At 74.1% G+C, this 23,689-nt stretch carries 21 protein-coding genes; 13 read left to right on the top strand and 8 right to left on the bottom strand.

The genetic code is table 11. The annotated features are described in order from the left end of the window. Positions 1-4: 4 nt before the first annotated feature. Entirely contained in the window at positions 5-2,533 is a 2,529-nt protein-coding gene (locus CG736_RS13095) for an FtsX-like permease family protein (RefSeq protein ID WP_100586362.1), read from the top strand. Between the two features lie 248 nt (positions 2,534-2,781). Here CG736_RS13095 and CG736_RS13100 read toward each other — a convergent pair whose 3' ends face one another. Next, positions 2,782-3,381 (bottom strand): TetR/AcrR family transcriptional regulator, encoded by a 600-nt coding sequence (locus tag CG736_RS13100; protein ID WP_100586412.1) that lies wholly within the window; start codon positions 3,379-3,381, stop codon positions 2,782-2,784. A 100-nt stretch (positions 3,382-3,481) separates the two neighbouring features. Here CG736_RS13100 and CG736_RS13105 point away from each other — a divergent pair, with 100 nt between their 5' ends. From CG736_RS13105 to CG736_RS13130, 6 genes are all read left to right on the top strand, one after another. Further along, positions 3,482-4,477: a hypothetical protein gene (locus tag CG736_RS13105; RefSeq protein ID WP_100586363.1), complete on the top strand. Its 996-nt coding sequence runs from the start codon at positions 3,482-3,484 to the stop codon at positions 4,475-4,477. A gap of 546 nt (positions 4,478-5,023) precedes the next feature. Then, on the top strand, positions 5,024-7,687 hold the full coding sequence (locus CG736_RS13110) for a nitrate- and nitrite sensing domain-containing protein (protein WP_232733961.1): 2,664 nt from the start codon (positions 5,024-5,026) through the stop codon (positions 7,685-7,687). Then, a complete protein-coding gene (locus tag CG736_RS13115; RefSeq protein ID WP_043910731.1) occupies positions 7,684-8,121 on the top strand; it encodes a roadblock/LC7 domain-containing protein in 438 nt (145 codons plus the stop codon). Before CG736_RS13110 ends, CG736_RS13115 begins: the two co-directional genes overlap by 4 nt. 41 nt (positions 8,122-8,162) lie before the next feature. Further along, positions 8,163-8,519 carry a DUF742 domain-containing protein gene (locus tag CG736_RS13120; protein WP_043912529.1) on the top strand — a complete coding sequence of 119 codons (357 nt, stop codon included), beginning with the start codon at positions 8,163-8,165 and terminating at the stop codon, positions 8,517-8,519. 1 nt (position 8,520) lies between these two features. Then, positions 8,521-9,084, top strand: coding sequence for an ATP/GTP-binding protein (locus CG736_RS13125; protein WP_043910733.1), 564 nt, complete (start codon positions 8,521-8,523; stop codon positions 9,082-9,084). A gap of 47 nt (positions 9,085-9,131) precedes the next feature. After that, positions 9,132-10,265 (top strand): FAD-dependent monooxygenase, encoded by a 1,134-nt coding sequence (locus CG736_RS13130; protein WP_100586365.1) that lies wholly within the window; start codon positions 9,132-9,134, stop codon positions 10,263-10,265. A 53-nt stretch (positions 10,266-10,318) separates the two neighbouring features. On the opposite strand, the gene CG736_RS13135 is transcribed toward CG736_RS13130, so the two are convergent. From CG736_RS13135 to CG736_RS13150, 4 genes are read right to left on the bottom strand one after another with little or no spacing between them, the layout of a single operon-like run. After that, complete coding sequence (locus CG736_RS13135; protein ID WP_198520471.1) at positions 10,319-11,212, bottom strand: SAM-dependent methyltransferase; 894 nt, start codon at positions 11,210-11,212, stop codon at positions 10,319-10,321. Beyond that, positions 11,203-11,859, bottom strand: coding sequence for a cysteine hydrolase family protein (locus CG736_RS13140; RefSeq protein WP_100586366.1), 657 nt, complete (start codon positions 11,857-11,859; stop codon positions 11,203-11,205). Before CG736_RS13140 ends, CG736_RS13135 begins: the two co-directional genes overlap by 10 nt. Beyond that, positions 11,856-12,983: an isocitrate/isopropylmalate family dehydrogenase gene (locus CG736_RS13145; RefSeq protein WP_100586367.1), complete on the bottom strand. Its 1,128-nt coding sequence runs from the start codon at positions 12,981-12,983 to the stop codon at positions 11,856-11,858. Before CG736_RS13145 ends, CG736_RS13140 begins: the two co-directional genes overlap by 4 nt. A 29-nt stretch (positions 12,984-13,012) precedes the next feature. Further along, positions 13,013-13,543 carry an EF-hand domain-containing protein gene (locus CG736_RS13150; protein WP_043910738.1) on the bottom strand — a complete coding sequence of 177 codons (531 nt, stop codon included), beginning with the start codon at positions 13,541-13,543 and terminating at the stop codon, positions 13,013-13,015. A gap of 394 nt (positions 13,544-13,937) precedes the next feature. Between CG736_RS13150 and CG736_RS13155 the strand changes: the two genes are divergently transcribed. After that, complete coding sequence (locus CG736_RS13155) at positions 13,938-15,374, top strand: glyceraldehyde-3-phosphate dehydrogenase (RefSeq protein ID WP_100586368.1); 1,437 nt, start codon at positions 13,938-13,940, stop codon at positions 15,372-15,374. 83 nt (positions 15,375-15,457) lie between these two features. Here the strand turns inward: CG736_RS13155 and CG736_RS13160 are convergent, their stop codons facing one another. After that, positions 15,458-16,057, bottom strand: a complete 600-nt coding sequence (locus CG736_RS13160) for a CGNR zinc finger domain-containing protein (RefSeq protein ID WP_100586369.1) — start codon at positions 16,055-16,057, stop codon at positions 15,458-15,460. A gap of 137 nt (positions 16,058-16,194) precedes the next feature. On the opposite strand from CG736_RS13160, the gene CG736_RS13165 reads away from it, so the two are divergent. Further along, positions 16,195-16,950 carry an MBL fold metallo-hydrolase gene (locus tag CG736_RS13165; RefSeq protein ID WP_100586370.1) on the top strand — a complete coding sequence of 252 codons (756 nt, stop codon included), beginning with the start codon at positions 16,195-16,197 and terminating at the stop codon, positions 16,948-16,950. A gap of 7 nt (positions 16,951-16,957) precedes the next feature. Here CG736_RS13165 and CG736_RS13170 read toward each other — a convergent pair whose 3' ends face one another. Beyond that, positions 16,958-17,515 carry a hypothetical protein gene (locus CG736_RS13170; RefSeq protein WP_100586371.1) on the bottom strand — a complete coding sequence of 186 codons (558 nt, stop codon included), beginning with the start codon at positions 17,513-17,515 and terminating at the stop codon, positions 16,958-16,960. Between the two features lie 296 nt (positions 17,516-17,811). Here CG736_RS13170 and CG736_RS13175 point away from each other — a divergent pair, with 296 nt between their 5' ends. After that, positions 17,812-19,977 carry a DEAD/DEAH box helicase gene (locus CG736_RS13175; RefSeq protein WP_100586372.1) on the top strand — a complete coding sequence of 722 codons (2,166 nt, stop codon included), beginning with the start codon at positions 17,812-17,814 and terminating at the stop codon, positions 19,975-19,977. A 3-nt stretch (positions 19,978-19,980) separates the two neighbouring features. Here CG736_RS13175 and CG736_RS13180 read toward each other — a convergent pair whose 3' ends face one another. Next, complete coding sequence (locus CG736_RS13180; protein ID WP_100586373.1) at positions 19,981-20,988, bottom strand: NADP-dependent oxidoreductase; 1,008 nt, start codon at positions 20,986-20,988, stop codon at positions 19,981-19,983. Between the two features lie 196 nt (positions 20,989-21,184). Between CG736_RS13180 and CG736_RS13185 the strand changes: the two genes are divergently transcribed. The 3 genes from CG736_RS13185 to CG736_RS13195 all read left to right on the top strand — a co-directional run bounded on the left by CG736_RS13185 (position 21,185) and on the right by CG736_RS13195 (position 23,664). Beyond that, positions 21,185-21,886 (top strand): hypothetical protein, encoded by a 702-nt coding sequence (locus CG736_RS13185; protein ID WP_100586374.1) that lies wholly within the window; start codon positions 21,185-21,187, stop codon positions 21,884-21,886. A gap of 21 nt (positions 21,887-21,907) precedes the next feature. Beyond that, positions 21,908-22,798: a LysR family transcriptional regulator gene (locus CG736_RS13190; protein WP_100586375.1), complete on the top strand. Its 891-nt coding sequence runs from the start codon at positions 21,908-21,910 to the stop codon at positions 22,796-22,798. Positions 22,799-23,040: 242 nt separating this feature from the next. Continuing rightward, the gene (locus CG736_RS13195) at positions 23,041-23,664 is read left to right on the top strand and encodes a GNAT family N-acetyltransferase (protein ID WP_100586376.1); all 624 of its coding nucleotides are present in this window, start codon (positions 23,041-23,043) and stop codon (positions 23,662-23,664) included. The last annotated feature ends 25 nt before the right edge of the window (positions 23,665-23,689 follow it).

Here is a 23,689-nt window from a genome sequence, read left to right on the forward strand (position 1 = left end):
CGGGATGCCGATCATCGCCTGGCAGACCGTGCGCGCCCGGAAGGCGGGCTTCGCCGGGGCGTTCGCCGCCCTCGCCTGCGCCCTGACCCTGACGGTCGGCAGTGGAGTCCTGCTGGAGTCCGCGCTACGCGTCGGCCCGCTCACCGAACGCTACGCGGCGGCCCCGCTGGTGATCAGCGGGACCACCCGGATCCCCGATGTCGTGCGGCTGACGGAGCCGCTCGCCGCACTGCCGGGCGTCCGGGCCGTCCGGACGGAGGTGTCCTTCCCGGCGGCCGTGATCACCGCCTCGGACGACGTCCTGACGGGCCCTCGGGGCGGCCCCTCGCTCGGCCACTCCTGGACCAGTGCCGCCCTGGGGCCGTACCGGCTGTCCGCCGGCCGCGAGCCGGCCGGGCCCGACGAGGTGGTGCTGGACACCGCCACCGCCGCCCGCGCCGGGGTCACCACCGGCGGCAGCGTCCGGCTGGCCACCACCGGGGCCCCGCACCGCTACACCGTGGTCGGACTGGCCGAACCGCCCCGCACACCGGCCCGCCAGAGCACCCTGTTCTTCAGCCCCGAGCAGGCGCAGCGGCTGGCCGGCACCACCGCCGGCGCGGACGTGATCGGCGTCCTGGTCGAGGACGGCGCGGACGTTCCGGCGCTGGTCGACCGGGCCGAGCGACTGTTGGCCGGGTCGCGGGCCGACGACAGCGAACCCTCGGGGGCCGTGGTCCACACCGGCGACGCCCGGGCCGAGGTGGAGTTCTTCGGCTTCCACGGACCGGCCGACGGCCTCTCCTCGCTCGCCGGGACGATGGGCGTGCTGTCGCTGCTGATCGCGGCCTTCGCGGTGGCGGGGACGCTCGCGCTCTCCGTCCAGCAGCGGCTGCGCGAGACGGCCCTGCTCCGGGCGGTCGGTGCGACCCCCGGGCAGGTGCGGCGGATGATCGCCGCCGAGACGTTGGTGCTGACCCTCGCGGCGGCGGTGGTCGGCGTCCCGCTCGGGATCGGCCTCGCCGCCGTGCTGCGCACGGAACTGGTCGACCGGGGCGTGGTCGGCCCGGGCGTCCCGCTGCACGTCGGCCCGACCGCGCCGCTGATCGTCCTCGGCGTCGTCGCCCTGACCGCCCAACTGGCCGTCCGGGCCGCCGCGCGCCGGGCCGCCGGCGTCGACCCCACCCGGGCGCTGCGCGATGCCGCGGTGCCCCCGCCCCGGTTGGGCCTGCTCCGGATCGCCCTCGGTCTGGCGACGCTCGGCACGTGCGGCGCGGTGCTGGCCGGCTCGGCCGGAGACCGGGGCGGCGCGGGCACGGCGGAGAGCATGGTGCCGGCGCTGCTGCTCGGCGTCGCGCTGCTCGGGCCGCTGATCGGCCGGGTCGCCGGCGTGGCGATCGGCGGACCGGTGGGCCGGCTCTTCCCGGTCGCGGGTTTCCTCGCCGCCGCCGCGCTGCGGTCCCAGTACCGGCGCTTCGCCGCCGCCGTGACCCCGCTGGTGCTGGCGGTGGCGTTCACCGGCACGGTGCTGTTCGTCCCGGTGGTCAAGGCGCAGGCCCAGCTGGCCGAGGACGGCCGGCGGCTGCTGGCCGACCACGTGGTCCAGGCGGACGGTATCGGCCTGCCGCCGGAATTCGCCGGTGCAGTGCGGCAGTTGCCGGGCGTCGCGGCGGTCGGTGCGATGGTGCCCGGCGAGGTGGTGGTGTCCGGCCGCGCCGGGAGTCCCAGCACCTGGGCGGACGCCCGGATCGTCGACCCGCAGGACCTGGAGCAGTTGGTCGACCCGGGGGTGACGGCGGGCTCGTTGCGCGAGCTGCGCGGCGAGTCCATCGCCCTGGGCCGGCGCGCGTTCGCCGAACTCGACGCGCGCCTCGGCGGCACCGTCCGGGTCGAGTGGCAGGACGGCACCAGCAGCAGGGCCACGGTCGCCGCCGTCTACGACCGGGACGCCCGGTTCGCGGACGCCCTGCTGCCCGCGGAGTTCGCCGCCGCCCACACCCGGGACCGGCTCGCGCCGACCGTGCTGGTCCGCTCCAGGCCCGGCGCCGACCTCGGGCAGTTGGGCGAGGGGCTCCGGCGGCTGCGCGCCGACTATCCGATGGCGCGGCCCGCCGACCGGGCTGCCTACGACGCGGAGCGCCGGCGGCAGCAGGAGTCGGCGACCGCGGTCGGCCGGCTGCTGCTCGGGGTGATCGGCCTGTTCGCCGCCATCGCGGCGGTCAACACGCTGGTGATGAGCACCGCCGAGCGGCTGCGCGAGTTCGCGCTGCTGCGGCTGGTGGGGGCGACGGACCGTCAGGTGCTCCGGATGGCGGCGTGGGAGGGCGGGATCACGGTCGCCGTGGCGCTCGCCCTCGGTGCGGCGGTCACCGCCGCTGTCCTGGTCCCGGTCAGCCTCTCGCTCACCGGTTCCGCCGCGCTGTCGCTGCCCGCGGGCCCGGTGGCCGCGGTGCTCGGCGGGGCCGCCGTGCTGGGCGTCGGCACCGTGCTGCTCACCAGTCGGTTGGCGCTGCGCAGGGATCCGGTCGAGGCGCTGGGCGCGCGCGACCAGTAGCCGGACCCACGCCCGGAGCGAACGGGAGCCGACCGGCCGGCAGGTGAAGCGGCGTCAAGAGCTAGGCAAGGACAGCGGAACGGATCGTTCCGGGCGGTTCCCGGACTGCTCGGGGCGATTCCGACCGCTCGACGGCGGAGATCCTCGGTGCGCCTCCCGGCCGGGTCCGGGTGCACTGCCGGCCGCTGCCCGGCCCGCGCCGCGCGGGCCGGGCCCATGGAGGTCGCCGCCGTGCAGCGACGTCCCCGTCAGGGGTGTTGCGGGCAGCGGCAGAGCAGGTCGTGAGCGGTGGCGCTGGTCGTCGCCAGGTCGTCGGCGACGGCGTGCGGCGACTCGCCGGCCAGGACGCGGCGGCGCAGTTCGCGCAGTGCGGCGCGGTGGGTGGCGGCGAGCGCGGCGGCCAGGAACGGCGTGGCGGGGGACGGCGGCAGCGCGGCGGCGAGAGCGGCCTCGGCGTGCTCGGCCATCTCGCGTTCGCGGGCGCGCAGCGCGGGGCTGGCTTCGACGGCGCGGAAGAACGCGGCGGTGCCGGGGTGCAGGCGGAGCGCGGGACCGGCGGAGCCCGCCAGCGTGGCGCGCAGGTCGTCGCGGAGGGCCGCCACGGGGCAGGCGCCGGGCGGGCGTTCGCGGACCACGGTGGCCAGGTGCGCCTCGACCTCGGCCTGCCGGTCGAAGAACAGGTCCTCCTTGGTGGCGAAGTAGTTGAAGACCGTATTGGTGGAGACGTTCGCGTGCCGGGCGACCTCCGCGACCGTGACCCGGTCGAAGCCGCGGTCGAGGAACAGCGGCAGCGCGGCGTCCGCGATGGCGGTCCGGGTCTGCTGCTTCTTGGTCTCACGAAGGCCCATGCCGCCCATGCTAGGCCGGGCAGGTCCTGGCCCGGCCGCCCCAATGGTAGAGTCACTGAAAAATTGGTGTCACACCAAAAATATCGGTCGAGGGGGCCTCATGAGCGACGTGCGGCGGCAGTTCAGGTTCGGCATCTACCCGGGGGCGCTGCTCGGCGACGAACAGGGGATCGTCCACCCCGTCAGCCCCGACGACCCGCAGCGGGTGGCGGAGGCGCTGGACGACCTGCAGGGCGCGGAGCCGGAGTTCCTGGTCCGCGTCTACCGGTCCTTCGCGTCCACCGTCACCGTGCCGGGGCAGACCCCGGAGGGCTGGGAGGCGTACCTCGGGCGGCCGGGGCGGAAGGTCGACCTGGTGCTGCAGTTCCGCGAGCCGACCGGCAGTCGCGACGGCTGGGAGCGGTACGTGCGCGGGCAGGTGCGCGCTCTCGGGGCGCGGCTCGGCTCGGTGCAGATCTGCGAGGAGCCCAACGCGGACCTGCCGGTGCTGGACGGCAGCATCCCGGGCGTGCGGGAGGCCCTGGTGGCGGGCGTGGTCGCCGCCAAGGAGGAGGTGCGCGCGCTCGGCCTGTCCGCCGAGGTCGGCTTCAACGCGGTGCCGTCCTTCGGCCCGGCCGCACCGTTCTGGGACGCGCTCGGCGCACTCGCCGACGCCCGCTTCCTGGACGCCCTCGACTACGTCGGCCTCGACTTCTTCCCGGACGTGTTCACCCCCGTCCCGGCGGAGCGGCTGGCGGACGGCGTGGCCTGGGTGCTGCACGGCTTCCGGCACACCGACCTGCCCAAGGCCGGCATCCCGGCGACGGTGCCGATCCGGATCTGCGAGAACGGCTGGCCGACCGGGCCCGGGCGGTCGGAGCAGGCCCAGGCCCGGACGCTGGAGACGGTGATCCGGGCGGTCGCCGGGCAGGCGGCGGCGCTGAACCTCGACGGCTACACCCTGTTCGCGCTGCGCGACGCCGACAGCCGCGGCGACTCCCTGTTCCACGGCTTCGGCCTGCTGCGCGACGACCACACCCGCAAGGCCGCGTTCGAGACCTACCGCCGGCTGATCGCCGAACTCGGGCCGGCGACCCGGGGCGGGAGCGGATCCTGACCGGTCGGTAGATGAACGGGCGTCAACACCTGGGCCGCCGACCGATACCGGCGATTCCCGGACGGTTCGGGACTATTCCGGCCGTTCATGTTCAGTTTCCGTGAAGTTGTGACGGGGTCACTGCACAGTGTGCTGAGGGGAACGCTAGACTCCGAAACGGCTCGGCCGGCGGCCCCTGACGGATGGTCCGCGAGCCGCTCCGGCGCTGGTCGGGTCCTCAGGACCGGTGCGGGAGCAGGCAGTTCGCGCGGTCCGGTACGGGTCGGCGGTGAACAGCCGCCGAGCAGCGTTGAGTTGATCCTCGGGCGGCTCATCGCGCCTGGCCGGTAAGGGTGTTGGGGAACTGCCGCGGTGCCGTGCGGGCACCGAGCCGCCATGGCGGCTTTTGGGCTGTTATGGGGGTGATACTAAGATCCCTCCGTCAGAGTCCTCATCAGATTCGACCAGTTCTGAACGACTGGCGTCGCCCCCAAGGAGAATGTCCTGCGCACGCGCGCGCCTCGGCGGATCACCAAGGGCCGGCTGTCGCTCCGGGCGACCCTGCTCGTGCTGGCCATCGTTCCTGCGGTGGCGCTGGCCGCCCTGTGGGCGGTCACCAGCGGACAGCTCCTGTACTCCTTCCAGCGACTTGCCGCCCAGGGCATGCTCGCGGAGCAGGCCGGCCAGCCGTCCAACATCGTGTACTACAACCTGCAGGAGGAACGGCGCCTGAGCGCCGAAGCCCTGGCCGGCCGCGCCGGGGTCACCGACGCGCTGCGCAGCCAGCGCGCCAAGACCGACCAGGCCGTCGCCACGTTCCAGAAGCTCTCCGGCGCCGAGGCCGGCAGCGCGCCGCAGGAGGTCCGCGACGCCGTCCGGGACGCGCGGGCCGCGATCAACCAGCTGCCCGCGCAGCGCGCCCTGGTGGACAGCGGCAGCGACCAGCAGCAGGCCGTGGTGTACGGCTACTACACCGACCTGATCGCGGTGGACCTGCGGCTGTTCGGCGCCCTCAGCCACGTCGACGACGGCCGGATCACCACCGTCTCCGCGCCGCTCGTCGACCTGTTCTGGGCCAAGGAGATGATCTCCCGCGCCGACGCGCTGCTCGCCCGCGGCTGGTCGACCGGCTCGCTCAGCGTCGAGGACTACCAGCAGGTCCGGCAGGCCATCTCCGAGCAGGGCTTCCAGTTCGGCACCAAGGTCACGCCCAACCTGGAGGCCGACCAGGCCGCCATGTGGCAGAAGATCGTCGACAGCCCCGCCTGGCAGGCCAAGACCCGCGCCGAGCAGGACCTGCTGAAGCCCGCCGCGCCCGACCGCAGCGGCCGGATCGTCCTCGCCACCGACAAGGACGCCTGGCGCCAGTCGATGGACGCCGTCAACCCGCAGCTCGTCGACCTGATGGAGCACCGCACCGAGTTCATCGTGGCGAAGGCCAAGCGCATCACGATCGACCTCGCCGTCCGCCTGGGCCTCACCACCCTGGCCGGCCTGATCGCCCTCGTCTCGGTCGGCATCACCAGCTGGCGCCTCACCCGCACGCTGCGCCGCCGCATCGGCGGCCTCCAGACGCAGGCCGAGGAACTGGAGAACTCGCTGCCCGAGGTGGTCGAGCGGCTCGGCAACGGCGAGCAGATCGACGTCGAGGCGCAGGCCCGGGCCATCGAGCCCGACCCGTGGGCCCACACCGAGGACGAACTCGCCAAGCTCGGCGAGGCGTTCAACCTGGCCCGCACCAGCGCCCTGCAGGCCGCCGTCGCCCAGGCCGAGCAGCACCGCGCCTACGAGCGGCTGCTGCAGCGCATCGCCCGCCGCACCCAGCTGCTGATCGGTCAGCAGCTGAAGAAGCTCGACGAGCTGGAGCGCAAGCACGAGGACCCGGAGATCCTCGACGGCCTGTTCGACCTCGACCACCTCACCGCGCGCCTGCGCCGCTACGAGGAGAACCTGGTCATCCTGGCCGGCGGCACCCCGCACCGGCGCTGGCGCAAGCCCGTCCCGCTGCTGGACGTGATGCGCGCCGCCCAGGGCGAGGTGCAGGACTACCGACGGGTCGTCATCGACCTGGACGGCAGCCCCTGGGTGTCCGAACGCGTCGTCGGGCCGGTCGCCCACGTGCTCGCCGAGCTGATCGAGAACGCGCTCAGCTTCTCCCGCCCGCCGAACCCCGTCGAGGTCCGGGCCGGCCGGGTCAGCCGCGGCGTCGCCATCGAGATCGAGGACCGCGGCCTCGGCATGGACGAGGAACAGATCGACCACGCCAACCTGCTGATGACCCGTCCGCCCAAGGCCGACGTACTGGCCCGCGGCGACGACATCCGCCTCGGCTTCTACGTCGTCGCCCGGCTCGCCGACCAGAACGGCCTGCGGATCGAGTTCCGCCAGTCCGCGTTCGGCGGCACCCGCGTCGTGGTGCTCATCCCCGACGAGCTGATCGTCCCCGCGCCGAACACCCGCCCGACGCTGGTCGCCGCCCCGCAGACCGGCGGCCTGCCCACCCGGGCCCGCGGCCAGGCGCTGGCCGCCGCCACCGCGCTCGCCGGGACGCCCGACCAGGAGAACGCGCTGCTGGAACTGCACGCGGCTCCCGAGGAGACGCCGTTCCCGCCGCTCGGCGACCCGTACCCGCCGATCGAGACCCCGTACCCGCCGGTCGGCGGGCCGGCCATGCCGATCGAGGCGCCGTACATCACCGGCGACCCGTTCCCGCAGCACGAGCTGTTCGGCGGGCCGGGCGAGGACCACACCGCGGCCGGCCAGGAACACCCGTTCCCGACCGAGCTGTCGCCCGCGCCGATCGCGCCCGCCCCGTACGGGCTGCCCGAGCCGTACCGGCCCGAGCCGGCCACGCCGTTCCCCGCCCCCGGCCAGACCTACCCCGCCCCGGCGGCCCCCGCCCCGTACGTGCCGCTCACCCCGGCACTGCCCGGCGCCGAGCCGCCACTGCCGCGCCGCGTCCGCCAGGCCAGCCTGGCCGACGAGCTGCGGATCGACCCGGCCACCGCGCCGGCCGCCCCCGCTCCGCCGCGCTGGGACGAGAACCCGCTGTTCCGACCGGCCCCCCGACGGGCCGGGGCAGCGGTCGGAGCGTTCCAGCGGCGGTCCAGAGAGGCGCGGGCCGAAGCCGCCAAGTCGCCTGCGGACACCACCCCGCAGCCCGGCGAGCGGCCCGAGCCCGGCGACACCTGGAACACCCACATCATCCCGACGAGAGAAGACCGGTCATGACGCGCACAACCGCCACCCACCAGGACCTCGACTGGCTGCTGGACGGCCTGGTGGACTCGGTGGCCGGGACGAGGCTCGCCGTCCTGCTCTCCGACGACGGTCTCGTGGTCAGCCACTCCCGCACCATCGAACGCCCCGACGCGGAGCGCCTCGCCGCCATCGCCACCGGCCAGCAGAGCCTGGCCCGCGGCGTCGGCCAGCTGTTCACCGGCGGCACCGTCCACCAGGTGATCGTCGAACTCGCCGACCTGTGGCTGTTCGTGATCGCCGCCGGCCAGGGCACCCACCTCGCCGTCGTCGCCTCCCAGGACGTCGACGCCGAGGTCATGTCGCTGGCCATGCACAACCTGGTCCAGCAGGTCGGCCAGAAGCTCAGCACCCCGCAGCGCGGCGACTTCGACGCGTTCGCCGCCCGGAGCGGGCAGCGCGGGTGAACCGCTACTGGGACGAGGAGGAGGACGACGGCGCGGACAGCATGGTCCGCCCGTACACCATCACCGCCGGCCGCACCGCGCCCGAGCGGGACGACTTCACCCTCATCACCCTGCTCACCGCCGTGCCCGAGCCGGTCGACGCCTACGGGACGCCGATCCGGCCGGGCCGGCTGCAGCCCGAGCACCGGCTGATCCTGGCCCGGTGCCGGACCCCCGCAGCCGTCGCCGAGGTCGCCGCCGACCTCGACCTGCCGGTGTCCGTGACCAAGATCCTGCTCGGCGACCTCGTCGAGCAGGGCCTCCTGACGGCCCGCGCCCCGATCTCGGTGGCCCGGGCCGCGGGCGGCGCCGACCGGGGCCTGCTGGCCGCCGTACGTGAGGGACTGAGGAGGCTTTGAGATGACGATCACTCAGGCGGGCGCCGCCGCGGTCAAGATCCTGGTCGCCGGCGGCTTCGGCGTCGGCAAGACCACCATGGTCGGCGCCGTCAGCGAGGTCGCCCCGCTGCGCACCGAGGAGTACCTCACCACCGCCAGCGTCGGCGTGGACGACCTGGCCGGCGTCGACCAGAAGACCACCACCACCGTCGCCCTGGACTTCGGCCGGATCACCGTCAGCCCCGAGCTGGTGGTGTACCTGTTCGGCACGCCCGGCCAGGAGCGGTTCTGGTTCATGTGGAACGACCTGGTCAACGGCGCACTCGGCGGCGTCGTCATCGCCGACACCCGTCGGCTGGAGACCAGCTTCGCGTCCATCGACTTCTTCGAGAGCCGCGGCATCCCGTTCGTGGTCGCGATCAACTGCTTCCACGGCGTCAACACCCGCACCGACGAGGAGATCCGCGCCGCGCTCGACCTCGACCCGCACGTGCCGATGATGGTCGGCGACGTCCGCGAGCGGACCTTCGGCCGGGACGCGCTGCTCGCCCTGGTCGACCACCTGATGGCGCTGCCCGTCGGCTGACAAACCCCTGGGCCCCGTGCCCCAACCCCGAACCATCGGAGAAGACCATGGCAACACCCCTGCGTGTCCTCGTCCACGGCGGCGGCATCGGCGGACTCACCCTCGCCGTCGCGCTCGCCCGCCGCGGCCACAGCGTCGAGGTCGCCGAACTCCGCGAGCAGTTCGACGCGCTCGGCGTCGGCATCATCCAGCCCTCCAACGCGCTGCACGTGATGCGCGAGATCGGCCTCCTGGAGGACTGCCTCGCGGTCGGCTTCGAATGGCAGGTGCTGACCATCTGCGACCCGGCGGGCAACCCCGTCGCGAAGATCCCGCAGCCGCAGATGGACGGGGCCCCCGCCAACAACGGCATACCCCGTCCCGCGCTCGCCCAGGTGCTCGGCCGGGCCGTCGCCGACGCCGGCGCGACCGTCCGGTTCGGCACCACCATCGCCGACCTCACCGACGACGGCGAGGGCGTCGACGTCACGCTCTCCGACGGCAGCACCGGCCGCTATGACCTGGTGGTCGGCTTCGACGGCATCGGCTCCCCGCTGCGCACCCGCCTGTACGGCGACCGGTTCCGCCCCGAGTACACCGGCTTCGCCAACTGGCGGGTCACCCTGCCCCGGCGGGCCGACCTGCAGGGCGTGCTGATGAGCACCGGCAACCTCGCCGCGAAGGCGCTGCTCACCCCGATCACCGACGAGCTGATGTACCTGGGCTCGGTGTTCGCCGAGGCCGAGGACTTCCGCCCCGACCCGGAGCGCGCCCACGAGCAGCTCGCCGAGCGGCTGGCCGACTTCACCGGCCCGATCGCCGAGGCGCTCGCGCAGATCACCGACCCGTCCACCGTGGTCTACTCGCGGATCTCCCAGGTCACCGTGGACGCGCCCTGGCACGTCGGCCGGGTGGCGCTGGCCGGCGACGCCGCGCACGCCTCCACCCCGCACCTGGCGCAGGGCGCCGCGATGGCCGTCGAGGACGCCCTGGTGCTCGCCCAGGAGCTGGACGCCGCCGACTCGGTGCCCGCCGCGCTGCAGGCCTGGGAGGACCGCCGCCGCCCGCGCGCGATGTTCGTCCAGTCGCTGTCCCGGGCCATCCTGAAGCAGGAGACCGGCACGCCCACCACGCCGGAGGAGGACGAGCTCCTCACCATCGGCATCCCCGGCGCCGCGCACGTGCTGGTCAAGCCGTACTGACCGGCGGCACGGGAGCGGGGCCGGGCAGCGACTGCCCGGCCCCGCTCCCGACGTCAGCGGCCCTTGACGCAGGTGACCCAGCGGTTCGCGGCGAGCGCGTCGTCCCGCTCCGGGCGCGGCGCCCGCGGCAGGCCCGCCGCGTGGTCGAACGGCGTGCGGACGGTGGTCGCCCAGCCGAGCGCGCCCAGGTGCGCCGCGGTGTCCGGCCGGGGCCCCGGGGCGAACAGCGACAGCAGGTCGACGCCGATCCTGGTCCGGGCGGCCGTGTACACCGGATTGGCGCGCACCTTCGCGACCTCCATGCCGACCTTGACCTCGTACGCCAGCGTGGAGCCCGGCGCGCTGAGCTCGTCCAGCTCGCCCGCCACCCGCAGCTCGGCGTCGGCGGGCAGGTACAGGAACAGCCCCTCGGCGAGCCAGGCCACCGGCTGGCGCGGGTCCAGCCCGGCGTCGGTGAGCGCCTGCGGCCACGGGCCGCGCAGATCCACCGGCACCGTCCGGCGGCAGGCCGTCGGGACGGCCTCCAGCTCGTCCAGCACCCGCTGCTTGAAGGCCAGCACCTCCGGCCGGTCCAGCTCCCACACGGTGGTGCCGGGCGGCCACGGCAGGCGGTGCGCCCGGGAGTCCAGCCCGGCGCCGAGCAGCACCACCTGGCGCACCCCGGCCCGGACGGCCGTCAGCAGGTGCGCGTCCAGCACCCGGGTGCGCAGCGCGAAGTAGGCGGCCAGCCGGCCCCACAGCGGGTCGCCCGGGGCGATCTCGTCCGGGTTCAGCGGCCAGTCGGCGCAGCCGGGGTCGGCGCGGAGGAAGTGCTCGGCGAACGCGTCGACGGCCAGCGCGTCGGGCCGGCGGGCCTCCAGCGCGCGGGCGTGCGCGACCAGCAGAGCGGTGCGGCCGACGCCGGCGGTGACACCGGGGTCGTCCAGGACGGGGGCGGTCAGAGGCACGACTGACCCACCCGGTCGGTCGCGGCGGTCGGCGCGGGCAGCTCCGGCAGGGTGAAGGGCTGCCCGTCGGTGAGGTCGGTGATCCGGGCGCCGTACACCTTGGCCATGAAACGCAGGACGTCCTGGTCGGCGAGGTGGAGTGCGGCGGTGCAGTCGCTCAGCACGGTGAGGTGGAAGCCCAACTGGAAGGCGGTGCGGGCGGTGGAGTCCACGCACACGTCGGCGAACAGGCCGGTCAGCACCAGGTGCTGGATGCCGCGGGAGCGCAGGTGCGGCTCGAACGCCGGGTCGAGGAAGGCGTCGAAGCAGGCCTGCTTGGTGAACACCGCCTCGTCCGGGCGGGGCACGGCGGCGTGGAACTCGGCGCCCCAGCTGCCCTCCAGGCACTTGGGCCGCTTGCCGAGCGCCGCGTCGCGCCGCTGCCAGGCCGGCCCCTGAAGGGCGACGTCGCCGAGGAAGCGGACGAACAGCACCTCGACGCCGAGCGCGCGGGCCCGGTCGACGGCGGTGGCGGTGCGGGCGGCGACGCGGGCCAGCCGGTCGGGATCGCCGGGGAAGCGGGCGGCGGCGACCGGCCCGGCACAGAAGTCGTTCTGCAGGTCGACGACCACCAGGGCCGTCGCCGTCGCGGTGGTGCCGGTGCTCATCGGGCGCCCGCCCGATCGGTGCCCGAAGCGGCGGCGACCCGGGCCGAGGCCGACCTGGCGGCGGGCACGAACGGCTTTAACGCGACGCTCAGTTCGGCCAGCACCGCGTCCACCACCTCGGTGGTCCCGGCGGCGCCGCCGAGGTCGGGGGTGAGGACGCCGCGGGCCTGCGCGGTGGCCAGCGCCGCCTCGACGGCGGCCTCGGCGCCCGGACAGCCGGCATGGCGTTCGGCGATCCGGGCGGCGGCCCGGACGGTGGCGACCGGGTTGACCAGATCGCGCCCCGCGAGGTCGTCGGCGGAGCCGTGCACGGTCTGGTACTCCGTCAGCCCGTGCAGCTCCGGATGGAGGTTCACGTTCTCGGTGCAACGATTCTCCTGCCGCTCCGAGCCGTACCGGTCGAGCAGCACCACGTGCATGATGTCGGCCCATTCGTTGCCCGCGACCAGCACGGTGCGGTCCTCGGGGCCGTGGGTGATCAGATTGCGGTTGACCGTGTCGGGCTGGAACAGCGAGATCCCGATGCCGAGCTCGGCGGACAGCGCGGCGGCCCAGTCGTCCAGCGCGCCGTCCAGCAGGTGGAACTTGTAGGCCATCTGCACCCGCGCGGGGCCCTCCGGCCACAGCTCCCGGGCGCGGCGGACCGCGTAGCGCACCACCTGCTCGGTGACGGCGCGGCTGAACTCCATGGTGCGCACCACCCGGCCGGGGGTGTGCCGGTTCTCGCCGGTGTAGAACCCCTGGGCCTGGTCGCGGACCAGCAGCAGCCGGGCGCCGGCCGCGGCGAGCGGCTCGACCTTGACGGCGGCCAGGCGCTGGCGCACCAAGTACAGCGACTGGGCGTTGATCGCGGTGCGGAACACGGCCCGGACGCCGGCCGCCGCCTGCTCGCGGCAGAACTGCTCGTAGTGCGCGGCGTCCTGTGCCGTCAGGCGGGTGATCTCGGCGGTGTCGGCGCACTCGGCGCGCAGCGAGACGTACGAGTGGTAGAGCCGCGGTGACCGCACCAACTCGGCCTCCACACCGTGCAGTCGGGTGATCCGGTGGAGCACCCGCTCGAAGACGGGGGCGAGGTCCGGTCCGGTGCCGCGGCCTACGGCCAGGGCAATGAGCGGTGCGGTCAAAACGGGCTCCTTCACAGCGGGTGGAGAGGTCAGACCGGATTCGGGACCAGGCGGTCGCCGGCGATGCCGACCTTCTCGGGCGAGTAGTAGTCGCGAATGCCCTGGGCCCATACCGCCACCGTGATCCGATCGGTGGCGTCCGGGCCGAAGGCGTCGAACAGGGCCTCGATGTTGGGTACGTCGAAGCCGATCGCGGTCATCAGGGCGAGGAAGCGGGGCCGTTCGATCAGGCCGTCGCCGTCCGGGTCGCCGAGCGCGGCCAGCGCGTCGGCGAACACGGCGGCGCTGGCGCCGAACAGATCCGGGTTGAGGACGAAGCCGCGGAACTCCGTGGGGGTGACCAGGCCGTCACCGTTGACGTCCAGCGTCTTGGCCATCACCTCCCAGTAGTTGCTGATGCTGTCGGCCAGCGCCTGCCGGTCGGCCTCCGATGAGTCCGTCGCGACCTCCAGGACGCGTTCGGTCATCAGGTCGAAGTCCTCGGCGTCGAGCACCCCGTTGTCGTTGGCGTCGAACAGGGTGAACACCAGCGCGGCCCGCTGGTAGGCCAGGTGTGGCATGGACGGCCGTCCCTTCCTCGCGGCGGCCCGGCCTCGGACGGCCGGACCTGCACCCCGGTGACGGGCGGCCGCCCGGCCGGGGCTCCCACTCTCCTCCATCCACAGGTGCCAAGTGGCCGAAAATGACGAGACATCACCCCGGGGGGTGATGAATTCGACGTGGGTGACCTTGGTCACGCCCGGTCGGGGCCGGAATTGAGCTGACGATCCGTCAGATTCGGTACCGAGCTGCACCGGAGTGGGCGGAGAGTGCCAAGGGTGTGGCCGTGATCACGTCCGAACGGCCTCGTCCGGCGTACCACCGCTGGTCAGCGAGGGGACCACCCCGTCGTCGACCGGTCGGCCGAAGCTAGCATGGGGGCGCCTAGCTCGGCCTACCCTCGAAAGTTGAATTGTGACTGTCAACGACGACGTGTTCACGGACTGGAAGAACCGCGAGGAGCTCGCGGAGTCGATGATCCCGATCATCGGGAGGCTGCACCGCGAGCGGGACGTCACCGTCCTGCTGCACAGCCGCTCCCTGGTGAACAAGTCGGTGGTCAGCATCCTGAAGACCCACCGCTTCGCCCGGCAGATAGCCGGCGAGGAGCTCTCGATCACCGAGACCTTCCCGTTCCTCCAGGCGCTCACCGCCCTCGACCTCGGCCCGTCCCAGATCGACCTGGGCCTGCTCGCCGCCGCCTACCGTGCGGACGACCGCGGCCTGAGCGTCGAGGAGTTCACCGCCGAGGCCGTGGCCGGCGCCACCGGCGAGAGCAAGCTGGAGCGCCAGGCGCCCCGCGACGTGGTCCTGTACGGCTTCGGCCGGATCGGCCGCCTGCTGGCCCGCCTGCTGGTCGAGAAGGCCGGCGGCCTGCGGCTGCGCGCCATCGTGGTCCGCAGCGGCGGCGCCGACGACCTGGTCAAGCGCGCCTCGCTGCTGCGGCGCGACTCGATCCACGGCCAGTTCCAGGGCACCATCACCGTGGACGAGGCGACCAACACCATCGTCGCCAACGGCAACGCGATCCAGGTGATCTACTCGAACGACCCCAGCGAGGTGGACTACACCGCGTACGGGATCAACGACGCGATCCTGATCGACAACACCGGCCGCTGGCGCGACCGCGAGGGCCTGTCCAAGCACCTGCGCCCCGGCATCGCCAAGGTCGTGCTGACCGCCCCGGGCAAGGGCGACGTCCCGAACATCGTGCACGGCGTCAACCACGACACGATCAAGCCCGACGAGCAGATCATCTCCTGCGCGTCCTGCACCACCAACGCGATCGTCCCGCCGCTGAAGGCGATGGAGGACGAGTACGGCGTGCTCCGCGGCCACGTGGAGACCGTCCACTCGTTCACCAACGACCAGAACCTGCTGGACAACTACCACAAGGCCGACCGTCGCGGCCGGTCCGCGCCGCTCAACATGGTCATCACCGAGACCGGCGCCGCCTCCGCCGTCGCGAAGGCCCTGCCGGACCTCAAGGCGAAGATCACCGGCAGCTCGATCCGCGTCCCCGTGCCGGACGTCTCGATCGCCATCCTGAACCTGCAGCTGGCCCGCGAGACCACCCGCGAGGACGTCCTCGACCACCTGCGCGACGTCTCGCTGACCTCCCCGCTGAAGCGGCAGATCGACTTCATCGACTCGCCCGACGCGGTCTCCAGCGACTTCATCGGCTCCCGCCACGCCTCCATCGTGGACGCGGGCGCGACCAAGGTCGAGGGCGACAACGCGATCCTCTACCTGTGGTACGACAACGAGTTCGGCTACTCGTGCCAGGTCGTCCGGGTCGTCCAGCACGTCTCCGGCGTCGAGTACCCGACCTTCCCCCGCCCGGCCGCGTAACGCTGCCCCCTGCGGTTCCCTGCGGACCCCGTTCGGCCTTTCCGGCCGGGCGGGGTCCGTGCTTTTCGGCTTCCGACTGCGCGTCAACCCTTGGCGGTGGCGCGCTTCTTGGCGTAGGCGCGGGCCGCACGGACCCGGTCGCCGCAGCGGGTGGAGCACCAGTGGCGGGCGGCGTGGGTGCGGACGAAGAACCGGGTGCACGGGGTGCCGCCGCAGGCCGCGAGCCGGTCGGCGTCCGGGCCGGTGAGCAACTCGGCTGCGTCGGCGGCGAGTTGGGCCATCGCATGGTCGGCGATCCGGTCCGCCGGGTGGGGGAGGGTGCGGTGCAGGCCGCGTTCGGCGTCCCAGTGCAGCAGCGGCGCGGACGGGGTGGCGGTGAGCGCGGCGTTGACGGCGGCCAGGGCGTCGGCGGGGGCCGGTCGGTCTGCTGCCCTGGCTTCGATCAACGCCCTTATCGCGGTGCGGAGTTGATGGATGCGGTCGGTGCACGGCCGGTACACCCGGCCGCCGACCGGGGCGAGGTCGTGGTCGATCAGCCAGGTGGTGGCCGTCTCCGGTGAGTCGATCAGGTCGAGCGGGCCGGTGGGCAGGCTGAGCAGCGAGTTGGCGAAGTCCAGCGCCGGGTGCTGCTCGGCGCCCGGGGCGGGGGAGTGGGCGGGGGTGGCGGTGCTGCGCTGGCTCATGGGCCTCATGGTAGAGGCCTCCGTCGCAGGTGAGGAGTGCTGCGTCCGCCGCTTCTCACGGAATCTCTTGCAGTTACTCGTGATGACCCGTTAGATTCCTCTCACGGTAAACCACTCTCTCTCCCGTGAGGTGCGTCATGACTGCTGTTGGCCCCGCCGTCCAGGTCTTCGGAGGCCCCACCGCACTGATCGAGTACGGCGGGCTGCGCCTGCTCACCGACCCCACCTTCGACGGCCCCGGCGAGTACCCGCTCCCCCGCGGCGGCGCCCTGGTCAAGACCCGCCCCGGCACCGTCGACCCCGCCGGCCTCGGCCCGATCGACGCCGTCCTGCTCTCCCACGACGAGCACCCGGACAACCTCGACCACAGCGGCCGGAAGTTCCTCGCCGACGTCCCGCTCACCCTCACCACCCGCGGCGGCGCGGAGCGCCTCGGCGGCACCGCGAAGGGCCTCGCCCCTTGGCAGAGCGCCGAGTTGACCGGCCCCGCCGGTGAGCCGATCACCGTCACCGCCGTCCCCGCCCAGCACGGCCCCGACGGGTGCGAGCCCGTCATCGGCGAAGTCATCGGCTTCGTGCTGACCGGCCCCGGCCTGCCCGTCGTCTACGTCTCCGGCGACAACGCCTCCCTCGACGTCGTCGAACGGATCGCCCGACGCCACGCCCCCGTCGACACCGCCGTCCTGTTCGCCGGCGCGGCCCGCAGCGGCATCTTCGACAACGCCCTCCTCACCCTCGACAGCGCCCGCGCCGTCGAAGCCGCCCGCCTCCTCCGGGCCCGCCGCGTCGTCCCCGTCCACTTCGACAGCTGGGCGCACTTCACGGAGGGCCGCGAGCCGCTCGTCGCGGCCTTCGCCGCCGCCGGCCTCGCGGACGTCCTCGACCTGACCTGACGCAGAGTCAGGGCTGCCCGCCGAGCCCCAGCTTCTTCACGCCGAACGGGGAGAAGATCATGTGGGCGGCCCAGCCGTGGTGGACGACCGCGATCTGGGACGGCAGGGGCGTCACCGGGTAGCGGACGATGCCCCGCGACCAGTTCATGAGCAGGCCCTCGGTGGTGTCGACCGCGGTGACCACCATCGTCACGTGGAGATCCCCGTCGCCCCACGTGTTCCACAGGGCCCACCCCTCCGGCCGGGCCTCCACGCCGAGCCGCGCGCACGCCTCCTCGTAGGTCTCCGTCATGCCCTGCGGCATCGCCCCGGGACGCAGGATCACCACGCCCGCGAGCTTCAGGTCGGGCCGGTCCTCCTCCTCTTCGAGGCAGCCGTCCCCGCGGAAGTGGTAGCGGCGAAGCCCTCGGGAGAGCGCGTGCAACGCCCGCTGCAGGGGCGTCCCGTTCTCCGCGTCCCGGTCGTCCGCGAGCAGGTCCTCGCCCCGGGCGGCGTTCGTCACCGCCCTGGCCAGCCGCTCCAGCTCTTTCAGGTGGTCGAGTTCGGAGAGTTCAGGTCGTGTCACGGCGGCCAGTCTCGCAGCGCCACCCGGCCGCGGGCACCCGCATTTCCGGGCCGGGTGCGGCGGGCACCCGCTCCACCGGCTCGCTCACGAAAGGGCCCTGGCCTTCGACGGCCTGCCCGCCGCTCTCCGGGCCGGCCGCACCCCACGCTGCCGACCAGCACGTACTTCGAACTGGCCGCCTTGGAAGGCCACTTGACGGGCCTCGTCGAGAGCCGGTGACGCGTTCGGCCAGGTGACGGGGCCGACTGCCAGAATGGCCCGCGATCGGTGGGTTCGGGCGAGGAGGCGTGGGATTCATGGGAAGTGGGCGGCGGGCCAGGGAGGTCGTGGGGCGGGCGGGGCGGTTGCGGGAGGCTGCGCGAGGGGTGGTGGCGGAGCGGGCGGCGGCGGTGGGGGCGGTGGTGGACGCCCATGCGCGGATCTTCCGTGGGCTGGTGCGGGCCGAGCTGGAGGGGATACCGGTCGAGCGGCTGAAGGAGGTCACGGAGGGGCGGCTGCAGACCGGGGTGCTGGCGGGGGCGGGGTACCGGACGGTCGCGCAGGTGTGCGGGGTGAACGCGCAGGAGCTGGTGCGGATCCCGGGGATCGGGGGGCCGACGGCGAGTCAGCTGGTGGGGGCCGCGCGGCAGATCGAGGAGGCGGTGGAGCGGAGTACCGCGGTGCGGATCGATCCCGCCCGGCCGGACGAGGGGAGCGCGGAGCTGCTGGTCGCGCTGCACCGGCTGGTGGTGGCCGGGCCGGGCGCGCGCCGGGCGGCGGCGGAGGCCGCGAAGCTGGACGAGTTGCTCGCTGCGCCGATGGAGGCGGCGCGGCCGGCCCGCGGGTGGGTGCGGGGCGTGCTGGCCGGGGCCGGGCGGCGGGAGGAGGCGCGGCGCGCGGTCGAGTTGCTGGAGAAGCAGGTCGCGTTCGCGGAGGCCGACGGAGTTCCGCTGCGGCTCGCCCAGGCCGGGGCCGACCTGTTGCGGCCGGGGGCGGGGGAGGTGGAGGTCTGGGTCGAGTTCGAGCACCGGGCCGCCGAGTTCTACGCCGAGTTGGCGCTGCTGGAGGAGGAGGGGCGGCTCAGCGGCGTCGAGCGGGGCGGCCGGGGCGCCGCCGAGGGGCATCTGCCGGACGGGCTGGCCGAGCAGGTGCGGGCCGAGTCGTTGGACGACCGGGGCTGCACCGTTTCGCTGCGCGGCTACCAGGCGTTCGGGGCGCGGTTCGCGCTGGCCCGCAGGCGGGTGATGATCGGCGACGAGATGGGGCTGGGGAAGACCGTGCAGGCGCTGGCGGTGCTGGCGCACCTGGCGGCGGCGGGGGAGCGGCACTTCCTGGTGGTGTGCCCGGCGTCCGTGCTGGTCAACTGGCAGCGGGAGACGGCGGATCGGACCACGCTGGCCGCGCACCGGTACCACGGGCAGGAACGGGAGACGGCCCGTGCGCGGTGGCTGGAGCGGGGCGGCGTGCTGGTCGCCACGTACGAGTCGCTGCGGACGCTGCCCGCGGACCCGGTCGCCGCGCTGGTGGTGGACGAGGCGCACTTCGTGAAGAACCCGGCCGCGCTGCGCACCCGGCTGGTGGCCGAGTGGGCGGGGCGGACCGAGCGGGTGCTGTTCCTGACGGGCACGCCGATGGAGAACCGGGTCGAGGAGTTCCGCACGCTGATCGGCCACCTCCAGCCCGAGCTGCTGACCGAGCTGCCCGCGAGCCTCGGCGTGGCCGGGTCGGTCGCCTTCCGGCGGGCCGTCGCGCCCGCGTACCTGCGGCGCAACCAGCAGGACGTGCTGACCGAACTGCCGGACGTGGTGCGGGTGGACGAGTGGGACGAGCTGTCCGGTCCGGACCGGGAGGCGTACGCCGCGGCGGTCGCGGAGGGCAACTTCATGGCGATGCGGCGCGCCGCCTACGCGCGACCCGAGCATTCGGCGAAGCTGCGGCGGCTGCGCGAGCTGGTCGCGGAGGCGGCCGAGAGCGGGCACAAGGTGGTGGTGTTCTCGTACTTCCGGGAGGTGCTGGCCACCGTCCGGGACGCGCTGGGCGAGGTGGTCGCCGGCACGGTCGCCGGGTCGGTGGCGGCCGAGGCGCGGCAGGAGCTGGTGGACGCGTTCACCGCGGCGGACGGCCATGCGGTGCTGCTGTGCCAGATCCAGGCGGGCGGGCTCGGCCTCAACCTGCAGGCCGCGAACGTGGTGGTGCTGTGCGAGCCGCAGCTCAAGCCGACCCTGGAGGACCAGGCGGTGGCCCGGGCCCAGCGGATGGGACAGATCCGCCGGGTCCGGGTGCACCGGCTGCTAGCCACGGACAGCCTGGACCGCGGGCTGGTGGAGATGCTGCGCGGCAAGGCCGAGCTGTTCGACAGCTACGCGCGCCGCAGCGAACTGGCCGAGTCGGCCCCCGAGGCGGTGGACGTCTCGGACCGCGCGCTCGCCGTGCGGATCGTGGAGGACGAGCAACTGAGGCTGGCAGCGAAGGAGTCGGCCTAGACATCAGAGGCGGACCAGCATCTTGCCGGTGTTCGCGCCGGTGAGCACGCCGAGGAAGGCGTCCACGGTGCGGTCGAAGCCGTCCAGGACGGTCTCGGGGGAGATCACCCGGCCGGAGCGCAGGTGCGGGGCGAGCAGGTCGTACAGCTCCTCCTGGGCGTCCATGTGGTTTCGGACCAGGAAGCCCTCCAGCCGGATGCTGCGGCCGACCAGCTCGAACAGGTTGTGCGGGGCGGCGGGCGGCTCGGTGGTGTACTGGGCGATCGCGCCGCACCAGGCGATCCGGCCGAAGTCGCGCATCGCGCCGATCGCCGCGGCCAGGTGGTCGCCGCCGACGTTGTCGAGGTAGACGTCGATGCCGTCGGGGGCGGCGGCGGTCAGCAGGTCGGCGACCGGGCCGTCGTGGTAGTCGAACGCGGCGTCGAAGCCGAGCCGGTCGGTGAGGAAGGCGGTCTTCGCGGGCGAGCCGGCCGACCCGATCACCCGGCGGGCGCCGAGCAGGCGGGCCAGCTGGCCGGCCGCGGTGCCGACGCCGCCGGCGGCCGCCGAGACGAACAGGTCCTCGCCGGGTGCGAGCCTGGCGATCCGGGTCAGGCCGACGTACGCGGACAGGCCGGTGCCGCCGAGGACGCCCAGGAACGCGCTGAGCGGGACGCCGGGCAGGTCCGGCAGCACCCGGACGTCCGCGCGGGTCACCACGGCGTGGGTGCGCCAGCCCTGGCGGTGGATCACCGTGGCGCCGACCGGCAGCGCGGCGCTGCGGGACTCCACCACCCGTCCCACCGACCGGCCCTCCAACGGGGCGTTCAGCTCCCAGCCGCCCTCGCCGCCCTCCATCGAGCCGAGCATGTACGGGTCCACGGACAGGTAGGCGTTCTCCACCAGCGCGCTGCCCTCGGTGAGCGGCGGCAGCTCGTCGTCGACGAAGGCGAACTGCTCGGCGGTGGGCATGCCGTCCGGGCGGGCGACCTGGTGGATGGCGCGGGCGGTGCGGGTGGCGGTGCGGGACATGGCGAACACTCCGATGGAAGAAGGGGGTTGACGGGAGGAAACGCTAGGCCCGGCGGCCCGGCCGTGGCAGGGGGCGGCGTCGATGGCTGGGGCGGATCCATGAACGGCGCTCATGGCCGGCGGCGCCCGGGAACCCGCACCCGGGTGCGTGCGTCCAAGGCCTGTCGGGTAGGGGACGGGGAAGGGACTGGCGGGGATGGCGGCGGCACGGCGGTACTGGTTCGCGTTGATGGTGTGCGGGGTGCTGCTCGCACTGTCCCTGCCGCTCTACCTGACGGACGGGCAGGTCTGCCGCCCGGAGCCGTCCGTGGAAGGGATGTCCATGTGCACCGCACCGGTCTCGTCGCCGGTGGGGATCCTGGGCAGTCACGACCTGGCGCACCCCGGGGCGGTCGAGCTGTACTGGCTGCTCGCCCTGGTGGGCGGCAGCTGTGCGCTCGGCTGGTGGTACCGGCGGGCGGGGAGCGGGCGGCGGGCCGCGGCGGGTGTGCTGGTCGCGGTGCTGCTGACGGGCGCCACGACGGTCCTGACCTGGGCGGACTGGCACGGCTTCCGCACGGCGTCGGCCTGGGTGGAGTCGGCGGAGCTGCTCCGCTTCAACGGGGCCACGCCGCTGCTGGTCATCGGCGCCGTGCTGCTCGCGCTGGCGGTCGCCGAGCGCAGCGCGGGGCTGTCGGCCCTCGCGGTCGGGTTCTGCGGGGCGGCCTACGTGTTCGCCACCCGCGACTCGTTCGGGGTGCTGCACGACCTCGGCGCTCCGGTCGATGTGCTGAACGACCCGGCGGGAATCCGGCAGCTGCTGAACCTGGCGATACCGGCCGCGGCGCTGCTGGTCGCGGCAGGGGCCGCGTACGCCGCCGGCGCCCCGGGACGCCGACGCTCCCGGCCGGCGGCGTAGCCGAGGCCGTACGCTGCGACGGTGGCAGAGGATCTGGTCCCGCAGGAGCTGCGGGTGTTGGTGGCGGTGGCCGACCGCGGCAGCTTCACCGCCGCGGCGGAGGCGCTCGGGCTGACGCAGTCGGCGGTGTCGCACGCGGTGCGCGGGTGCGAGCGCAAGCTGGGCGCGGTGCTGTTCGAACGGGGGCGGCGCGGGGCGGCGCCGACGGCGGCGGGGGAGCGGGTGGTGGGGCACGCCCGCCGGATCCTGCGACTGCTGGCGGCGCTGCCCGGGGAGGCCCGGCAGGGCGAGCCGGGCGGGCCGCGCGGGAAGGTGCGGATCGTGGCGTTCCGCAGCGCGGCCGGGCAGGTGCTGCCGACGGTGCTGGCCCGACTGGCGGTCAGCTGCCCGGAGTTGGAGCCCGAGGTGCGGGTGGTGCGGGACCTGGGGCGGGGCACCGCGGGGGAGGTCGCCGACGGCCGGGCCGACCTGGCGCTGGCCACGCTGGGCGCGGCGATCCCGTCGGGGCTGGTCTCGGCGCCGCTGTATCGGGAGGGCTACGCGCTCGCCCACCAGCAGGGCCACCCGGACCCGCGCAGCCTCCCGCTGGTCGACTGGGACGAGAACTGCGGCTCCTACACGGCCGATTGGTGGCGCCGACAGGACTGGATCCCGCCCGCGACCATCAACGTCTCCGACGACACCGTGGTGCTCTCGCTCGCCGCACAGGGACTCGGCATGGCCATCATGCCGATGCTCACCCTGGACCGGCTGCCGGACGGGCTCGCCGTCACCGACCTGGGCCCGGAGCGTCCGTCCCGGCAGGTCGGCTACGTCACCACCCCGGAACTGGCCCGGACCGCGGCCGTGCGGGCCGTGGTGCGGGAGCTGCGCGCGGTCGCCCTTCCGGCGGGCGCGAGCGCGGAGCGGTGAAGGGGGTGTCCCGCCGCCCGTAGCGGGGGCGCCCGGCCCGGGAGAGAGAGTGGGCCGGGTGGGCGGCGGGACTGGAGTGACGAACCCCGCCACTGAGTCTGCGAGCCCGGGCTCACGTTCCGCTAACGTCCCGCTGACGTGCGGGAACAGCCGTGGGATGTGGTTGACTTGACGAGTGGTCGAAGGGCCGGGGAGGGTGTGCCGGGGTGGCACGCGGGCCCCGGAGGCGACGGGGGAAGTCGATGAGAGCGCTCGCCGAGGTGCGGGACGATCCGCTGACGGACGACGGGCTGCTGCTGCGCAGGCCGCGGCCCTCGGACGCCGCCCTGGTGCACCGCGGCACCCACGACCCGCTGGTGCGCGAGTTCCTGCAGGCGGTGATCCCGCACCGGGACGAAGCGGCCGCCGAGCGGTGGCTGACCGAGATCCCGCCGATGCTCTGGCAGACCGGCCGGGCCGCCTACTTCGCCCTCGAAGCGACGGGGGAGGAGACCGCGGAAGCGGTCGGCGAAGAACCCGGCGAGGAACCCGGCGAGGAAGTCGGACGGGCCATCGGCTGGGGCGAGTTGGTGAACCTCGACCTGGAGCAGGACAGCGCGGAGATCGCGGTCTGGCTGCTGCCCGAACACCGCCGGCTGCGCACCGCGAAGAGCGCGATGCGGCTGGTGTGCCGGTTCGGGTTCGAACGGATCGGCCTGCGCCGGATCGACGCCTTCGCCGCCGCCGACAACATGCCCAGCCAGCTGACGGGCGCCGCGATCGGCTTCCGTCGGGCCGGATACCTCCCCGCGCTGTTCCGCAGCTCCCGCACCCAGCGGCTGCACGACGCCGTGTACGCGACGCTCGTACCGGAAGACCTCTGCTGATCCACGGGGTCCCCGACACCCCGCA

The organism is Kitasatospora sp. CB02891 (assembly GCF_002803145.1).
Classification (GTDB): domain Bacteria; phylum Actinomycetota; class Actinomycetes; order Streptomycetales; family Streptomycetaceae; genus Kitasatospora; species Kitasatospora griseola.